This window comes from Tautonia sociabilis (assembly GCF_003977685.1).
In the GTDB taxonomy this organism is placed as follows: domain Bacteria; phylum Planctomycetota; class Planctomycetia; order Isosphaerales; family Isosphaeraceae; genus Tautonia; species Tautonia sociabilis.
Window position 1 is genome coordinate 12,349 of sequence record NZ_RYZH01000029.1, and the last position, 17,307, is coordinate 29,655.

The 17,307-nt window shown below is 70.8% G+C and carries 10 protein-coding genes; 4 read left to right on the forward strand and 6 right to left on the reverse strand.

The genetic code is table 11. The features are described from left to right. Nucleotides 1–280: 280 nt before the first annotated feature. The 3 genes from TsocGM_RS15175 to TsocGM_RS15185 all read right to left on the reverse strand — a co-directional run bounded on the left by TsocGM_RS15175 (nucleotide 281) and on the right by TsocGM_RS15185 (nucleotide 3,668). Entirely contained in the window at nucleotides 281–724 is a 444-nt protein-coding gene (locus TsocGM_RS15175; protein ID WP_126726313.1) for a transposase, read from the reverse strand. After that, nucleotides 664–1,425: an ISAs1 family transposase gene (locus tag TsocGM_RS15180; protein ID WP_126726314.1), complete on the reverse strand. Its 762-nt coding sequence runs from the start codon at nucleotides 1,423–1,425 to the stop codon at nucleotides 664–666. The genes TsocGM_RS15175 and TsocGM_RS15180 overlap by 61 nt, the downstream gene beginning before the upstream one ends. 155 nt (nucleotides 1,426–1,580) lie before the next feature. Next, complete coding sequence (locus TsocGM_RS15185) at nucleotides 1,581–3,668, reverse strand: VWA domain-containing protein (protein ID WP_126726315.1); 2,088 nt, start codon at nucleotides 3,666–3,668, stop codon at nucleotides 1,581–1,583. Between the two features lie 163 nt (nucleotides 3,669–3,831). Between TsocGM_RS15185 and TsocGM_RS15190 the strand changes: the two genes are divergently transcribed. The 4 genes from TsocGM_RS15190 to TsocGM_RS15205 all read left to right on the forward strand — a co-directional run bounded on the left by TsocGM_RS15190 (nucleotide 3,832) and on the right by TsocGM_RS15205 (nucleotide 9,242). After that, nucleotides 3,832–5,544: an SUMF1/EgtB/PvdO family nonheme iron enzyme gene (locus tag TsocGM_RS15190; protein ID WP_158633578.1), complete on the forward strand. Its 1,713-nt coding sequence runs from the start codon at nucleotides 3,832–3,834 to the stop codon at nucleotides 5,542–5,544. Nucleotides 5,545–5,855: 311 nt separating this feature from the next. Then, entirely contained in the window at nucleotides 5,856–6,629 is a 774-nt protein-coding gene (locus TsocGM_RS15195) for a hypothetical protein (RefSeq protein WP_126726317.1), read from the forward strand. Between the two features lie 55 nt (nucleotides 6,630–6,684). Then, entirely contained in the window at nucleotides 6,685–7,479 is a 795-nt protein-coding gene (locus TsocGM_RS27665; protein ID WP_126726318.1) for a hypothetical protein, read from the forward strand. Further along, nucleotides 7,476–9,242: an ABC transporter permease gene (locus TsocGM_RS15205; protein WP_126726319.1), complete on the forward strand. Its 1,767-nt coding sequence runs from the start codon at nucleotides 7,476–7,478 to the stop codon at nucleotides 9,240–9,242. The genes TsocGM_RS27665 and TsocGM_RS15205 overlap by 4 nt, the downstream gene beginning before the upstream one ends. 26 nt (nucleotides 9,243–9,268) lie before the next feature. Here TsocGM_RS15205 and TsocGM_RS15210 read toward each other — a convergent pair whose 3' ends face one another. The 3 genes from TsocGM_RS15210 to TsocGM_RS15220 form a co-directional block, all read right to left on the reverse strand. After that, nucleotides 9,269–10,009, reverse strand: a complete 741-nt coding sequence (locus tag TsocGM_RS15210; protein WP_126726320.1) for a YdjY domain-containing protein — start codon at nucleotides 10,007–10,009, stop codon at nucleotides 9,269–9,271. Nucleotides 10,010–10,523: 514 nt separating this feature from the next. Further along, nucleotides 10,524–14,594: a type II secretory pathway, component PulD gene (locus tag TsocGM_RS15215; RefSeq protein WP_126726321.1), complete on the reverse strand. Its 4,071-nt coding sequence runs from the start codon at nucleotides 14,592–14,594 to the stop codon at nucleotides 10,524–10,526. A gap of 613 nt (nucleotides 14,595–15,207) precedes the next feature. Further along, complete coding sequence (locus TsocGM_RS15220) at nucleotides 15,208–17,235, reverse strand: hypothetical protein (protein ID WP_126726322.1); 2,028 nt, start codon at nucleotides 17,233–17,235, stop codon at nucleotides 15,208–15,210. Nucleotides 17,236–17,307: the final 72 nt, after the last annotated feature.

Consider the following 17,307-nt stretch of genomic DNA (forward strand, 5'->3'; position numbering starts at 1 on the left):
ATGACGCATGGCGCGAGGAGTCTCGCATCAGGAGAGGACGGGGAGGCCCGGGCGGTCTGTCGTTCCGGCGGCGATCCGCGAAGGGCTTCCTGACCGGATGAGCGCGCCCGGCCAGCCGCCGCATTCCTTGCAGGGCGGGTCCAGGCGGCGTGCCCAGCCGCGTCGGCCGTTGCTCGAGCGGAGGAACACACCACCCGGCCCCGCGCTGCGGAACCATGCCGCACAGCAGGACACTGTTTGAGGGCTGGGAGGAGAGGTGAGGAGCAGGACGATAGCAAAGTCAGAAGCCTGAGCCCGTCAGGAGGTTGATCGCCCGGCCGACATCCCAGCCCAGGGCGTCGGCGGCCCCGCGCATCGACCCGGCCGCTTCGGCACACCCGCTGGCCCGCAGCACCGTCAAGGCCGCTGTCAACAGGCTCGTGAAGCCGGCCGCCAGCCCGGGCCGGCGGCAGGTGTGCCGGTCCTCGTCCCACCAGCGGTCCTTGACGTAGTGCAGCCCGTTCTCGACCTCCCAATGCCCCCGCACCAGTTCCAGCAGCCGCGCCGGCGTGACCCGCGTCGGGTCGAGGCTGGCGGCGAAGTACCGCGTCTCGCGCGTCGTCACGCCGTCAGGCCGCCGCGTCTCGCCGTCGACCCGGACCAGCACCTGCAGCCCGGGGAAGCTCAGCGCCTCGCGGGCAGAGTCGGCCGTTGCCGCATCGCACCAGAGCCGCCGTGTGACCACCTCCCCGCGTTTTTTTCCCGCGTCGTCGCCGCGGCCGTCTCGGCCGTAGCGGCGGTGAAGGCGGTGCGGGCCGCCTCGTGCAGCTCGGGCTGGTTGTCCTTGACCGCCAGCACGTAGTCCCGGCCGGCCTCGACGATCGCCCGGGCCAGCGGCCGCTGGCAGAACAACGCGTCGCCGGTCAGCACGCGCAGCCCGGGGTAGGCGGCGAACAGCTCGTCGAGGTGGGCCTTGAGCACCTCCGGCTCGGTCTTCTTCTCGCCGTCGACCGGCCAATCGGCCAGGGCGAGCTTCACCCCGTGGGCGAGGACGTTGAGCGTATGGATCGGGCGGCCCTCGGCGACGTGGGCCTGCTTGCTGGTCTTGCCGTCGACGGCGGCGACCAGCTCGTCCTCGCCCAGCAAGCCGGCCAGCCACCCGGCGAGGGCGGCGCGGAACTCGGCGACCGAGTAGCAGGCCGCGGCCCGGCTGAGGGTCGTCTGATGGGGGGCGGAGTCGCGGGTGAAGCCCAGTGGCCCGGCCAGCTCGTCCCAGTGGTGGCGTGCCCAGCGGGCGATGGCGGCGAAGTCCGGCTGGCGGCAGAGCAGGCCGAGGAACGTCAGGGCCAGCAGCGAGGCGAAGGGGTGGCGGACGCCGCGGCGATGCCGCGGGTCGGTCAGCTGTCCGAAGGCGGCCAGCAGCGAGTCAGCCGGTGTCGCGGTCATCGGGGGCAGCCCTCGGGCGGGAACAGGAAGTCCTTCCAAAGGCAAGGGATAATCAACCAAGGAAGACTTTGCAATCGTCCTGAGGTGAGGAGAGGAGAGGTGGTCGCGATCGAGTCCTCCTCGGCCCGAAGGCAGGTCCTCAACGTGATCCCGCCTCAGAAGTCGATCGGCCCGTAGGGGACGAGGGCCATGCCGGAGACGGTGCGGTCGGGATCGTCCCAGTCTCGGGCGTTGCGGCGTTGGATCAGGGCGGAGAGGGCGGCGGAGAGGCGGTGCTCGACGGCGGCGCGATAGGGGGGATCGGCCTGGAGCAGTTCGGCCTGGGAGCGGGAGAGGAGGCTGTCGGGAGGGGCAGGGGGGAGACCTCGGCGTCGGGAGAGGTGCTCGGCGAAGGTGCGGGAGCCGCGGTCGGCGGCGAGGAAGGCGGTCTCACCGGAGGCGGCGGCGGTGCCGATGCGGAGCAGGTCGGTCAGGTCGGTGGCGCCGGCCTGGAGGGCCTGCTGGAACTGGGAGAGTTCCTCGATCAGCCCGTCCAGCTCGGCTCGGGTCATGAGGATCTCAACCGTCACGAGGTCGTGACCAGCGACAGACTCGGCGATCCAGCCGGAGCGGACGGAGGGGGCGCGGACACCGTCGAGGCGGGGATCCGGCTTGGGCTCGGGGCGGGGGAGGCCGCCGTGGAGGTCGACGAGCACGGGGGCGATCTGGTCGAGCGTTAGTCCTCGGCGATCGACATAGTCGCGGAGCCGGCCCTCGGCCTCGGCGGAGAGCAGGGCGGCCAGCTCTCGGGCGTACTCGAAGCGGTCGGCGATCAGGGCCCGGAGGGTCGGCACCAGCGCCCCGGCGTCGGCGAGCGAGGGGAGGACGGGGGGGATGGGCTCGGTGAAACCGGCTCGCGGATCTCGGGGGCGAAAGGAGCCGGAAGCGAGCGCTTCCCACTGAGATCGGTAGCGGTCGGGCTCGTCTCCGGCAAGGTCGTCTCGGGCGATGGAGACGGCGGCGATGGTGATGCGGTGGTCGCGGGCGAGGCGGGCGAGGGCCTCGGCTCGGGAGGCATCACGGTCGTGGTCGGGAGCGTCGCCGATGAGGACGAGGAGCTTGGTCGCCAGGTCCCCCTCGCGGCCAACGGGCCAGGAGAGGTGGGGTGCGGAGCCGATCGGCTCTCCCTCGGGAGCGGGCAGGGCCGCGGCGACCCCGTCAAGGACAGCCTCGGCCACCGAGCCGTCTCCTCGGGAGGCGGCGTCGATGCCGTCGAGCGCCGCCCGGAAGGCGTCGGGGTGGGCAAGCGGGCAGACGACCCGGGTGGCGTAGCCGAAGCCAGGGTGGTGGTCCCGGTAGGCGACCAGCCCGAGGCGGAGGATGACATCCCCCCGGGCGGCCTCGGCGGCCAGGTCGGCGGCGAGCGAGCGGGCGGCCTCGATGTAGGACTGCATCGAGGCCGTGGTGTCGATCACGAAGGCGATGTCGACCCGGCGGAGCAGGCGTCTCAGGTGCTCCGGAGGCTCGGCGGGGGGAGGCGGGGGAGGAGAGCGGTCGGCGACCAGGCTGGCGACCTCGAAGATGGTCCGGTCGCGGCCATCCGGCTGGGGAATCGAGACGCTGGAGAGGATGGGGAGCCCGAGCGCGGGGGCCTCCCCTTCGGGATCGGCCGAGCCGTCGGACTCCTCGCCCTCCACGGGGCAAGGGCCGTCGTGGCGGGGGCAGTCGCGATCGGCGATCGCGTCGAGCAGGCAGGAACGCTCCCGGTAGATGACCAGCGGCGGGCGGCCGACCCGGGGGGTGGGGCGGGCCATGAGCCGGGTATCCCAGGAGAGGACGGCGTCGGCCGGCACCCAGCCGATCGGGGGGCCCTCGGCGGGGCCGACTCGGAGGAAGCGGGGGGCGTCGGGAGTGGGCGGGTCGGCCTCGTCGAAGACAAACTGGATGGCGTAGTACTCCAGCGTCGGGCCGACGAACGGGGCCTTCGGGTCGGGGGACGATCGGGGGCGGAGGCCCAGCTCCCGGACGAGCACCTTGCGGCGGAGGCCCTCTCCGGTGCGGAGGATGGAGTCGTCCTCGTCGCCGGGATCGGTTCCCGGGGGGGCCGCCTCGGGAACCGAGAGGGGGATGGCGGCGGTGTCGGAGGCAACGGCGGACTCGCCCGGGGAGGGGGCCGCTCCCCCAATCAGGCGGGCGAGGCCGGAGATCGCGCCGAGGGCGATCAGGACGAGGTAGAAGACGGGCATCCGGTAGAGCGGCGGCATCGTCCCTCCCCTGCCGGCGTCCGATCCGGGACAGACCGGCATGATTCGCCGGACTGTCCGTCATGGTATGTCTGTATGGTACAGAGGATCCGAGGGGGGACAACTCCACCAGGCACTCCCCCGGCCGGCCGTCCCCATCGCACTGACCGCTCGGAGGATCACCGTGACGCCCTTGCCGACGATCCGACCGCTGCTCGGCCTCATCCTCATCGCCCTGGCACCGGCATCGGCGGCGGCCGGCGTCGCTCCCCAGGGGCCGGTGACGTTGACCGGCTGGGCCGGGCCAGCGATGGCGATCGACACGAATCGAGGCCCGGGGGAGGCGTTGTTCCTGCTGCCGGCCTCGGTGCGATGGCGGCCGGAGGCGTCTCGGGAGCGGGACCGATACCAGTGGCGGATCACCCTGCCCGGCGGGCGGGTCGAGCGCCGACCGCTGCTGCCGACCGAGGGCCCGCCGGCGCCGGTGCTCTCGGCCCCGGTGCCGGCCGGGGCGGTGCGGAACCTCAGGCCCGAGGCCGTTCGGGTGGAGGTGGCGCTGATCGACCCGGTGTCAGGGGCGTTGCGGAGCAACCCGCTGGTGGCCGGAATCGACCAGTTCCCGAGCCCCTCCTCTGCTGGAGGACGGGAGCCTTCGGGGCCGTTCAGCTGGGGACGGCCGCTGGAGATCGAGCCCGGCGGGGCCGGATCGCTTCCGAACCCGGGGCCAGACGGCTGGCGATTCGTCCGGGTGGCCGGGACCCCGGATCGGTCCGGGTTCTTCATCGCCGCCACCGAGGCGACCAACCGGCAGGTGGCCGAACGCTTGCCCGGCTTCGACCCGAACGCCGGGCGCTCCGACGAATTCTCGCTCGATGCCCCCGACCAGCCCGCCATCAACCTGACGCCCGACGCCTCCCAGAAGTACCTCGGCGCCCTGACCGAGAACGATCCGGCGGGAGTCACCTACCGGCTGCCGACCCGATCGGAGTGGGAGGTCGCCGCCCGGGCGGGCAGGGACACCGAGTTCTGGTGGGGAAACGTGCCCGTCTTCCCCGAGGGGGCGAACTTCCTCGGGCCCGAGCCGGGGGAGGAGTCGGATACGACCGTCCCCCCGACGGCGGGAGGCGGGGCGTATGGGGCGAATCAGTGGGGCCTCCGGCATTCCTTCGGCAACGTGGCCGAATGGGCCTCGGCCGGCGAGGACGGAGGCTCGACGTTCGTCCGCATGGGGGGCCACTTCCGGACCGAGCCGGGAGCGGCCCTCGACCCGACGATCGTCGACGACCCGGCCTCCACCGGCCCGGACCCGTTTGTTGGCGTCCGGCCGGCGTTCACCCTCGACGCCGAGGCCGGGGCCGCGCTCATCCGGGCCGTCCTCGACGGCCAATCGGGGCTAGAGGATGTCGCCGTCGCGTTCGACCCCGACCGGGCGACGTCCACGCTGTCGGGGACGGTTGCCGGGGAGGCGGATCGGAAGCGGGCGCTCGAGGCGCTGCGGCCGCTCTGGTTTCTGGCGGCGGCGGTCGATGAGATCCGCGTGCCGTCACGGTCGGCCGGGCGGTTGGCGTCCATCGGCGCTCCGACCGTCCCGGCCTCTCCCGTCCGAACCCTGGGGAGGAGGCTGCTTCGGCTCCCGCTTCCCATCACGTGGCACGATCCGCTGCCGGTGATCGGGTCGGACTGGTGGCTGAACGTCTACGGGCCGACCGGCGCCCACTTCGCCCACCGGCTCGGATCGGCCGAGCCGGGCCGTCCGACGGTCCTCGCGTCGATCCCCGTCGACCTGCTCGGCCCGGGTCGAACGGCCCGGGTCGCGCTGAGCCTCGGGACTCCAGCGGGGTCGACGTCCGATGCGGCGCTGGTGACCGACATCGCGACGGTGACGGTGGGGCCCTGACGCGAGGCGATCTTCCGCCACAATGATCGCACCCGGGAGGCGAACACCCCTCCGACCCGCTCCCGACTCAGGGGCGCTCGATCCCTGGAGCCTTGGGCCACGGGAGGCCTGCCCGCCCTCGCCCGTGGCCGTTTGAAGCTCCAGCCCCAGAACTCGCCCAGGCCAGCGTTCCGAGGACCCCAAGCCCGGTCATGTCGGCCCTCCGGAGCGCGAGCGGGCAGACGACCGCCCTGGCACCCGGAGTCGATCCGGAAACGTCCTCGCTTCAAGGACCGATCGACCCTGCTCCCGACGACGAGAGGACGACCGCGATGGCCACCGACTTCGAGACGGATGCCCGCCCGGAACCGCTGACGGCGCGGTCGCTGGGGCTGCTGAACATCGTCTTCGGCGTGCTGTTCCTGCTGGGGGTCGGCTACGAGGTCGGCGTGGTGCTGACGCTACCGGCCCTGGGCCGCCTACTGGAATGGGCCGAGTCGCAACAGCAACAGCAACTGGACAAGGCGATGCAGGGCCAGCGTGACCGATTCGACGAGCGGCTCAAGGCAGCGGAGTCGGACGAGGAGCGGGAGGTGATCGAGGCGGAGCGGACCCGGATGGAGTTGAACGCCTACCAGGCGCCGAACATGATGCCCTTCAGCTTCGACTTCCTCGACACCCCGAGGATCCGAAACGGCATCCTCGCCAAGGGGGGGGTGATGCTCGTCCTGAACCTCCTGCTGATCGCCTCCGGGATCGGCCTGTGGAAGCTGAGGAGGTGGGGAAGGTCGCTCTCGGTGGCCGTGGCGGGCCTGTTGCTCCCGGCGTTGGCGGTCTTCGCGGTCGCCTCGGCGAGGGAGGCTCCGACGATCGCCGAACGATGGTCGGCCGGGATGACCAAACTCCTCCTCGAAGAAGAGAACCTCGAGGAGACTCCCCCGGAGCTGGCCGAGGTGATGGGCCGCTACGAGCAGGGGATGAAGCGATTGTTCACGGTGTCCTCGGCCACGGCGAACGGCCTGGCGGCGCTGTACCCGATCGCGGTCCTGGTCGTCGCCTCCCGGCCCGGGGTCCGAGCCGCGGTGGCCCGGCCTCGAGCGTCCTGAACCGGCCCCATCCCGACGATTGGCCCCGGGCAAGCCCCGAGAGGAGTCCGAGCCGATGGACGACGTCCGATCCCAGATCCCGGTGAAACCTCGGCCGAGGCCGGCCCGGGTCATCGGCGTGCTGAACATTATCTTTGGGACCGTCCTGCTGGCCTACGCGGTGTTGATGCTCGCCGGCACCGCGTTCAACGGGATGGTTGTCGGCCCGCACGACGATCTGGAACGGGTGCTGAAGGATCGGGCCGCCCGGGGACTGGACGAGCAGCTCGATCGGCTCTCGGCGCTCGAGGCCGAGGCCAAGGCGGAGCAAGCGAAGCAGATCTACCGGGCCGAACGGGACCGGCTGGAGCGGCTCGGGCCGAAGCTGCCCCCGCAGGCGGACATCATGCTGATGAGCGGCCGGATGGGGTCGATGGTGGCCTGGACACTGGTCGACGCGGCCTCGGGGTTGGTACTGAACCTGTTGATGGTGGGCGCGGGGGTCCTGCTGGTGCAACGGGTGGAGTGGGGGCGTCGGCTGTCGGTCTGGGTGGCGGGGCTGAAGCTGGTACGACTGGTGGTGTCGCAGGGGATTTGGCTGGCGGTCGTGGTGCCGGCGCTCTCTCGGGTGATCGGGCAGAGCGTCGGCGACATGATGGCCTCCCAGGGGGGAGGCCCGCCGCCGGGGATGGGGAACATGACGCAGCTTTACGCGATCATCTACTCGGCCTGGGGGGTGTTCATGCTCGTGGTTGGTTCGATCTACCCGATCGTCTCGCTCGTCGTGCTCTCCCGTCCGGGAGTGCGGGCCGCCTGCGAGTCGGCCGAGGACCGGGCCCAGGCCATCATGAGAGAGGTCGCGACACCGTGAGCCGCCCCCTGGCCTCGATCCTGGTTGGCCCGCTGGTCGGGCCGGAGTGCCGACGGGCGTCTCGGCGCGGCTGGCTCTTCCTGGCGCGATCGGTGGCGGCGCTGGTCGCGGCGGCCGTCGTGCTGACGGTCCTCTGGTGGTGGTGGATCAGCTGGAACGAGGCGATCGACCCGGAGTTCTCACCCTTCGGCGTGTTGCGGGGGGCGTTGACGGCGCTGGTGGGGCTGGAGACGGTGATCGCCCTGGTGCTCGGACCGGCGGTGCTGGCCGGCAGCCTGAGCGGGGAGCAGGAGCGCGGGTCGATGGGCCTGCTGCTGACGACCAAGGTCAACGCTTTCGAGATCGTGCTCGGCCGGCTGGCAGGGCGGCTGTCCCAAGTGCTGATGGTCCTGCTGGCGATCGTGCCTCCGCTGGTGCTGGTCGGGGCGCTGGCGGCGATCCGCCCCGGCCCGATGCTGGCGATGCTGCTCTACGGGCCGGCACTGGCCGTCGGCGCCGGGGGACTGACGGCGGGGGTGGCGGTCGTCTCTCGGAGGGGGAGGGAGGCGCTGCTGGGGACGTACGCCATCGGCCTCCTGCTGACGCTGCTCGGGCCGATCGCCTCGACCGCCGGGGCGAACATCCCGGCGCTGGCTCGGCTCAACCCGTTCGGCCCTCTCGTGCCACTGACCTGGGCGGACGCCCCGGGGCCGGCGCTGGGATCGATGCTCGCCTGGCTGGTGGTGGGGGGGATCGGCGCCGGGGTGGCGATCGGCCGGCTGCGGCCCAACAGCCTGCGGTGGCTCGACGGCGACTCGGGCCGCCACCGACGACGAGCACAGCGACGGGGGAGGGTCCGGCCGCTGCGCGATCGGCCGATGCTCTGGAAGGAGATCTACATCGAGCACAAGGGGAGCCTGGGCGGCCTGGGGAGGTGGCTCGGCTACCTGGCGGTGGCGTACCTGGTGCTGGCAAGCACCATCACAGTCGGACGATACCTGGATGCACTGATCCGGCTCGGGGACGTGGAGCTGGCGAGCCTGAGGCTGATCGGAGTACAGGAAGCGGTCGTCGACCCCGCCACCTTCTTCGGCGTGTTCATCCAGTGGGCCGTCGGCCTGAGGGCGGCGGTGGCGATCGCCGGAGAACGCGAGCGGGGGACGTGGGACGCGCTGCTGACCAGCCCCCTCGATGGGTCCGAGATCGTCTTCGGCAAGCTGCTGGGCAGTCTGCACGCGCTGCGATGGCTGTTCCTGGCGACCTTGCTGGCCTGGTCGCTGGCGCTGGGGGTGGAGGCGATGTCGCCGTGGCAGTACGCCTCGAACCTCGCCTGGACGATCGTGATCGCCGCGTTCATGGCGGCGGTGGGCGTGAGGGCGTCGCTCGGATCGGCGACCGTGCCGACGGCGATGGCGGTGACGATCGGCTCGTGGCTGGCGGCCATCGCCCTGCTCTCGATGCTGGCGGGGATCCTGGTGGGAGTGGGCGCGTTGCTGTTCGTGCTGATCTGGGTGGTGTCGTCGCAGGTGGGGTTACAGGTGACGCCGACGCCCTGGTTCCCAATCGGCGGGGGGACGGCCTACCTGCTGTTCCAGTTGGCGCTGTTCGTGGGGGTGACGGCGGCGGTGGTCGCGGAGTCCCGGGCCCGGTTCGACCGACTCGCCGGCCGGATCGTCCCCGGCGACGCCTGGCCCGAGGGGGGGGCAATCGCCGAGGGAGCCAAGGATTTCGTTCCCGCGGAGGAGGCGAACGCGACGGGAGATCAGGCCGAAGTTCGCGGCTGAGGGGCCGTCCTCCGCGAAGTCCGGCCTCAGTCCCGCTGATCGGCCCCGGGCGAGGCCGGGGCGGCCGGCTTGTCGACAGGGCTCAGGATCAGTGTGACAAACTGACCCAGCGGCGGGATGACGGGGGTGTTGGCGACGTAGTTCAGGGCGGCGTCCTCGGCGGTGCTGGCAATCGGGAGGTCGAGGATCGCCTCGGGAAAGTTGGCGACGGTGATGAGGTCGCCGCCGTCGGCGCCGTAGAGGGGCTGGTCGAGGCCGGGGCGCTCGATCTCCAGGCTGCCGGCGAAGACCCAGCGCAGCTCCAACGGTTTGCCCGTGGCCTCGTCCTGGATCCAGGAGCGGGCGTCGGCCGATCGGGCCTGGCCGCCCTCGGTCCACTCGACGGTGATGTCGATGGCCGGTCCCTCGGGGGGCTGGAAGTCGGGCCGGTAGCGGACGGGGTGGCCGGGCTCGACGCCGGTGAGGATCAGGCCGGCGTGGATGAGCCGAGGGGTGGCGTCGGTGGCGAGAATGGCCTCGTGCTCCTTGGTGTTGCGCAGGCAGAGCAGGTGCTCGAGGAAGCCGTCTCGCTTGACGACCTGGGCTCGCATCACGAGCCGACGGGCCTCGGGGTCGAACCACAGGCTCGGTCCGAGCGGTCGGTAGCCGGCCGGGGGCGTGTAGTCATCCGTCTTGGGAGCGTCGACCGGCAGCTGGGCGGACGCCGGGGGGGAGGGGAGGACGCCGAAGAGCGCGGAGGCCAGGACGAGGGAGCGGAGGGGGGACATCTCGGGAGCTCCGGTGGAGTGGGCCGGGCGATCTCGGATTGCGACCGGTTGATGCCTGTACCTGGAGGGCAGACGACCGTTCCTTGATGATGATGGATCCGGGAAGGCGGAAGGAAGCGGGGCGGGAGGGTGCAATCAGCGATCGTCGGGAGTCAGGATTGGCACCGGGAGAGGACAACGATCAGAACGAGGGCGGACCGCCCGCGCCCGCCCTCCCGCAACGCTCCTCGGCGCCGCCGAAGGCGTCCCTTGCCCCTCATCGGCCATCCGTCCTCCGGCGAGTGCCGACGGGGGGATCCGTCAACACCATCCGCCGTCCGTCATCGGCCATCAGGCGCGTCTTCGATCGAGGCTATCGCCCCGGGGAGGAAATGGAAAGGGCCGCCGGGGGGAGAACCCCCCGGCGGCCGGGTCGCGTTGGGAAGAAGGTTGGCGGGAGGGCCGGGCCGCGTCGCAAGGCGAGTGCGATGCGATCCGATCGACCCGGCCCGCGGTCGGGCAGGCCGGGGCCGGATCAGGGGAGGCCCTGGACCGGGACGGCCGGGATGCCGATCCGCTCCTCTTCCTCCTCGAGGATGATGATCCTCGGGGTGACCATCAGCATGAGGCTGTCGGTCGTCCGGCCGATGCCGATGTTCCGGAACAGCCGGTTGATGGTCGGAATCTTCGAGAGCACCGGGGTGCCGTACTCCAGCCGTTGCTCCTGGAGCCGCTTGACGCCGCCCATGAGCACCGTGCCGCCGTCGGGGACGGTGACGGTGGTGATCACGAAGGTGTTGGCGACGATCGGCAGCTGGATGGTCGACTGCAGGTTGGCCGCACCGCCGCCCAGGCCACCGCCACCGACGGCACCCGAGCCGAAGGTGAAGGGCTGGACGTCTCGGATCACCTGGAAGAACGGCGAGAGGGTCAGCCGGACGTAGCGGCGGTCGGCCGTGACGACCGGGGTGACGCTCAGCGTCACGCCGTCCTGGATCGGGGTGATCTGAGGCTGGAAGGCGATGGCCCCGTTGCTGACCAGCGGCGTCAGGCCGGTGACCAGGAACCGCTGGGTCTGATCGCCGATGGTGGCCGTGGCGCCGTTGAAGGTGGTGACCTTCGGGGCCTGCACCACGTTCGACCGGGTGTTCTGCTGGACGGCCTGCAGGAAGAGGTAGACCTCCAGGTCGCTCAGGAACGAGATGCCGAAGTTGGTGCCGGCGTTCAGGTTGGCGAGGTTGGAGATCAGGCTCGCCGGGGAGAAGCTGTCCTGCAGGACGGGAATCTGCAGGTCATTGGTGAACTTGAGGGCCCCGGTTCCAGGCTGGGCGTTGCCGACGCCGAGCACCAGCGGCTGCCGGTTGCCGAGCGAGTGGTCCCGGGCCGGGTCGACCAGGTAGGGGGGCACCGCCGTGGCCGTGCCGCCGCCGCCGCCGCCGCCGCCGCCGCCGCCGCCCGGGCCGGGAGCAATTGGGACGGCCGCCGGGTTGGGGACCACGAAGCTGCTCTTGGGCCCATACAGGTCGGACTGGATCGAGAAGTCGAAGTCGACGCCGATGAACTCGGCGAAGCTGTCATTCACGGTGATGAACCGGACCTCGACGGAGACCTGCAGGTCCTGGAGGCGACGGAGCTGACGGAGCAGGTCGATGACCTGGTCGTGCACCTCCGAGGTGTGGCGGATGATCAGGCTCAGGTTGAGGAAGAACGGCGTGATCGAGCCGATCGGCGGCTCCTCGTCCTCGAAGCCCAGGCCGCCGCCCTCGCCGAAGCCGCCGCCCAGGCCGTAGCCGGTGCGGACCGAGGCGCCGGTGTTGGGGTCCTTGATCTCCCAGGTGCCCGGGGCGATCGAGGTGGTGATCAGCTGGATCAGTGGGCCGAAGTCCTCCTTGCGGTCCTCGATCGTCCACTGCATGCCGCCGGTGTCACCGGAGGTGGTGTCGAGGGAGGCGGGAGTGGCCTCGCCGCTGACCTTGCCGGGCTGGTTGGCCGCGGCGATCGGGTTGATGATCTCGGCCGGCGGCTTGGGGTTCTTCGGCGGGGCGACGACCAGGTCGGCCACCGAGTAGACCCGGGGGAAGACGCGGCTCTTGGACTGCGGCGTGGTGACGATCAGGACGCCGTCCTCGATCTTGTAGCTCAGGCCGTGCGGCTCGAGCATCAGGCGGAGGACCGTCTTGATCTTGGTGTTGTTGAGGATGAGGTTGTTGACCGGGGTCTGCTCGGTCAGGGCCTCGTCCTGCAGGGCAACGTTGTCGACGACGATGTTCAGCCCGGTGTAGTTGCGGAGGAAGTTGACCGCCTCGCCCAGGGTGCCGTTGGGCATGTTGATCGAGATCGGCTCATTGAGCTTCTTCTCGACCTCCAGCGTCTCGGGCTCCTTGTAGGGGACCGGGTCGACGTACTTGCCGCGGTCCTTGGTCATCTCCAGGAAGTTGCGCGGGTAGGCGATGCCGTTCCTGAGCACGTCGCCATCGATGACCGCGGCGGAGTCGACGTCGTGGAAGGCGTTGAGGACTCCCTCCTCCTTGGCGTCCCGGATGCGCTGGTCCTCCTCGTAGTGGCGGCGGACCCGCATGACGGTGGCCATGGCGACGGCGGCGGTGTTGTTGGGGTCCAGAGCGATGACGCGTTCGGCCCACGCCTCGGCGGCGGCGTAATCACCGTCGTTCTGGGCGGCGGTGGCCTTCTCCATCATCTCGGCGATCTGCTTCTGCTTGGCGATATCCGCCTCGTAGACGCGAAGCTTGGTGCGCTGGGCGTCCTCGCGGGCCTCCTTGTCGGCGAGCTTGGCCTCGACGGCGAACTTGTCGCGCTTGGCCAGCTCGATGGCGACCTCCAGGCGTCGGATCATCGTGCGGGCGACCGGGGCGGAGAGGCCGGCGGCCTCGACCGAAGCCTTGGTCTCCTCAAGCAGGGCGATGGCCTTGTCCGGCTCCGTCTCCATCAGGCGACGGGACTCGGCGACCTTGGTGCCGACCTCGGCATTGAGCCGCTGAGCCTCGATCGTCTGGGCGTCGAGCTGGGCCTCCAGGCCGCCGGCCGGGGCGGCGTCAGCTCCCTGGGGGAGCCTCATGAGCAGGTCCTGGACCCGCTGGGCCATCTCGGCGTCGAGCGCCGAGGGCATCGCGGCGACCTCGTTGAGCAGGGCTCGGGCCCGCTCGAACTCCTGCTCGCGGACGGCCGCGAGGGCGGCGTCGTAGAGCTGCAGCGAGGCGGCCTGCTCGGCCAGGCCGATCTGGGCCCTCAGGTCCTCGGCCTCGGCACCGGCGCCAGCGGCGACGGCCCGGTCGATCGCCTCTCGGGCGGCGGCGAAGTTCCCGCCCGCCAGCAGGGCGTTGGCCTGCTCCATGGCGACGGAGGCCGGGTCGCCCGCCTCTTCCGCAGGGACCTCGCCGACCGCGACGGCCAGGCCGGCCGGCTCCGACTCGACCGCCGGGGCCGGCTCATCGAAGCCGGGCAACTCGGCGGCCGGGGCCGCTCCGGCGAACGGATCGTCCGGGGTGTGCTGGGCCATCCGGACGGCCGAGTCGCCGGCCGAGGGCTCCGGGAGGTACATCGGCTGGCCGGATCGGGCCATCTCGACGTCGTGCAGGACCGCCTCGGCACGGTCGGCGTCGAGCGTCGGGACGACGTTCAGCCGAAGAGCATGGCGGGCCTTCTCGGAGGCCTCGTCGAGCCGACCCTGCTGGAGCAGGGCGCGGGCCTCGGAGACGAGCAGGTCGTAGGTGGACTGATCGTTCGCCGAGCCGGTCGCCTGGCGGACCCGAAGGGCCCGGGCGGCGGCGATGACCTTCTCGGGGCTATCCTCGAGGACGCCGAAGCTCAGGCCCCAGGAGCCGACCTCGCTGGCGATCGCCTGGGCGCGGTCGTAGTCGCCAGCGGAGAGGGCCTGGCGGGCCTCCTCCAGCCGGGAGCGGGCCGCGTCCTTCCGCTGGCCGAGGTCGCCGGCCGGCGGGGCCGAGGCGGCGGCGGCGCCGGAGGCACCGTCGGGCCGGACCTTGTCCAGCTCCTTCTGGAGCTTGTTGGGGGTCACCTCGTCGAAGAGGCCCCACTTGACGTCCATCGTCCGGACCTTGTCGACCTTGGCCTGGGCGGCGTCGTAGTCGCCCCGGGCGAGGTCCTCTCGGGCCGAGACGAGCAGCCAGCGGGCGGCCGACTTGGAGTCGGTCGGGTAGTCCCGAATCGACGTGCTCGGGTCGACCCCCGCGGCGAAGCCGGCCGAGCGAGCCGGCCCCTCCGCCGCGGCCGGGGGGGCCGACGCCTGCTGGGCCTGGGAGACGCTGCCGTCGACAGTCGGGGCCGGCGACGACGGCTGGCCGGAAACCACCTCCATCGCCCGGAAGTACTCGTCGAGCCGGGCGGCCTCCTCCTGGGAGAGCTGATCGCGATAGTCGTGGGCGGCCTTCAGATACCTGGCCGCCAGATCATACTGCCCGTTATTGAAGAGCTTGGCGCCAGCCCGCAGATATTCCACCGGCGGCACCGGGGCGGGCGGGCGAGACGCGGGGCCGGGCGACGGTCCGCCCTCCTGGTAGGCGCCGAGAGCGGCGGCCGACCAGACCCCGATGCTCATCAGGATCGTGAGTGTTCTGAGCCTTCCCAACGCGACCTCCTTTCGCCGCGGCCGGAGACGACCGCCGACTTCCCTGGCGGCGGTCCGTGCGTGGCCTCCGACGCGGGGGATTGAAGGCCGCCGAGGCCCGACGGCCGGCCCGCCTCCCCTGGGGGGGCGTCCCGGCCGGTGCGTACCCGGCGGCTGCACCCTGCTCCGATCCGGCTGCGATGGGCTGTCGAGGTGTGGGGCGACCGGCGACTGCCGAGACAGGGAGTGACGAGCCGGTTTGCTACCGCAATCGACCCGGCCGGTCAACCCCGACGGCCGCGGCCCGCGCCGACGGCCTCGCTCAACCCAACCCGCGCCTCCGTCATCCTCCCGGACCGTTCGCGTCCCGCCGGATCCGGGTCCCGGCACCCGGGAGGAAACGCCTCCCTGGCCCCGAGCCCGACCGGCGCCCCCGACCGTCTCGAGCCGATGGCTCGGTGCGTTCCGGGCACGCCGAATCCGGCGAAGTTCCGTCTGTAGGGATCGTGTCGATCGCCCGGAATCTTCAATGTCTTCCGGGAAAATGGCCGCGGCGCAACGAATCGGCCCCCATCGCCTGGAGGCGACGGGGGCCGATCGGCCCATCGGGGAGGTCGAAAGCGGCTCGGGGGGCTCAGGAGCCCGGCATGCCGCCCATCATCCCAGACATCATGCCCATCATCCCCATGTTGTTGCCCCGGGCCTTCTTGTTCAGTTCGGGGGAGATGGACAGGTTGTAGGACTCCTTCATGAACGCGAGCTGGTCGTCGGTCGCGTCGACCGCCTGGCTGTGCAGGGCGATCGTGCCGTCGGGCCGGAGCACGGTGACGACGGCCGGGATCTCGAAGGTTCCGGTCAGTGGCCGACCGCCGGCTGAGAGGTTTTGGACCGGACGCTGCGAGCCGACGGTGTCCACGACCAGCTCCCGGCTCTGGAAGGGGATGAGCTGATTCTTGGGTTCGTCCTCTCCCTCCTCGGGCACCAGGACCGATTTGGGATGGCCGACGAACTGGCCGGGGGCGGTGGGGAAGTTGCTGACGGCCAGGGCGCCGGTGTCGGGATTCCAGGCGACCACGTCGAAGCTGACGGTGTCCTCGCTGTAGGCGGAACCCCGGGCCGGGTTCATGACGTAGATCGACACGTCGGCCGGGACCTTGACCGCCTCGGTCGGCTCGCTCCAGGGTCCAGCGAACTCGCGGGAGGTGTTGTCGACGCCGTGGGCAACGTCATCGCGATTGTAGTTGGGGTTGGCGACCACGACGCGGAGGCGATAGCGATAGGTCGTGTCGGGCTGGACCGTGTAGTCCAGACCGCGGACCATGATGATCTCCTCGTCGGTCATGTACTCCGGCCCGGTGCCGGCGGCCCGGCCCATCCCCATGCCCATCCCCATGCCCATCCCCATCATGGCCATCTCGTCCATGTCGCTGCCCATCATGCCGCTGCCCATCATGCCGCTGCCCATCATGCCGCGGCTCCCCGACATCATGCCCTCCATCCCCTCCATACCCATCATGCTGCTTCCCATCCCCATCATGCCCATCATGGCCATGTTGTTCGCTCCCTGATCCTCCTCCTCAGCGAAGAGTTCCCGGAGTTTCTCGGGGGGGATGAGCTGGCCGTGGTGGACTCCGGACCAGTAGCCGGAGACGAGGTAGGGGAGGAAGTCGACGATGGGGGGCAGGCGGACGGCATCGGGGGTCATCTCGAAGGTTTTCTCTTCCTCGAAGGCGATGTCCGCCGAACGGCGCTCGAGTTCCTCAGGATCGACCAGGGTCCAATCCGACCAGTCGCCGGTGACGGGGTTGAAGGCCTGGCGTTCCATCTCGATGCGTTTGTAGTCGGGGTGAGACTCGGGGCTGTCCTCGGAAATCTTCAGGGCGCGGGCGTATCGCTCGCGGAACTGCTTGTTATTAAGCAGGCCGACGATGGCGACCCAACGCTGGCCCCGGACCTCGGTCTTGAAGTCGACCAGCATCGAGGTGGATTCCTCCTCCTCTTCGGCGGGCACCGTCACCCCGCCGGCGATCGCGGCCTTTTCCCGGGCGCTGGCGACCTGCTCCTGGCGCTTGGTGAGCTGCTCCTGGCGGACGTTCTTCTTGGCGGTGCCGCCGGCCCCCATCATGCCACCGTACATCCCGGAGCCCTCGCCCATCATGCCGTACATGCCGGAGAGCTGCCGCTTCTGCTCCTCAGGATCGGGGGGCAGGAGGTTGCCGGCACTGTCCCGGGCGGCGAAGGGGATGCCGCCGCGACCGGCGGTGGCGACCAGGTCGTAGGGGGCGAGCAACTGGTCCTTGACACTGTCCCGGATCAGGCCGGCGCCGGGCTCGGCCTTGACGAACGAGCGGGCCAGTGAGAACTGGCGGACGTCGACCTTGGTCTTCTCCCGGGCGGCGATCGCGGCGCCGAAGGATTCCTTAAGGTCCATGCCGTCCTGCTCGATGCGCTCAAGGATCGTCTTTTCGTCTTGGGGCTGGTTGATGTTCTGCTGGGCTGACTGGGCGATCCGATTGAGCTCGTCGGGTGTGGTCTCGATCGTCTCCTTGTTCAGGGCGAGGAAGACAAAGACCAGGCAGAGCACGGCGGTCAGGGCCACGGCCGCCTTGTCAGCGAACCGAAGGCCGAAGGACTTGAGCTTCTCCACCGTCGGGTTGGCCATGGGACGACTCCTGCGGAAACCGGTCTGGCTCGGGTCGAGGTCGGTGCGACGAGATGAGCGGGGAGGGGATGC

Bases quoted from the DNA above. Each gene is read 5' to 3' on its own strand.
- TsocGM_RS15195 (WP_126726317.1), top strand. From the start codon at position 5,856: ATGGCCACCGACTTCGAGACGGATGCCCGCCCGGAACCGCTGACGGCG.
- TsocGM_RS15180 (WP_126726314.1), bottom strand. From the start codon at position 1,425: ATGACCGCGACACCGGCTGACTCGCTGCTGGCCGCCTTCGGACAGCTG.
- TsocGM_RS15220 (WP_126726322.1), bottom strand. From the start codon at position 17,235: ATGGCCAACCCGACGGTGGAGAAGCTCAAGTCCTTCGGCCTTCGGTTC.
- TsocGM_RS27665 (WP_126726318.1), top strand. From the start codon at position 6,685: ATGGACGACGTCCGATCCCAGATCCCGGTGAAACCTCGGCCGAGGCCG.
- TsocGM_RS15185 (WP_126726315.1), bottom strand. From the start codon at position 3,668: ATGCCGCCGCTCTACCGGATGCCCGTCTTCTACCTCGTCCTGATCGCC.
- TsocGM_RS15210 (WP_126726320.1), bottom strand. From the start codon at position 10,009: ATGTCCCCCCTCCGCTCCCTCGTCCTGGCCTCCGCGCTCTTCGGCGTC.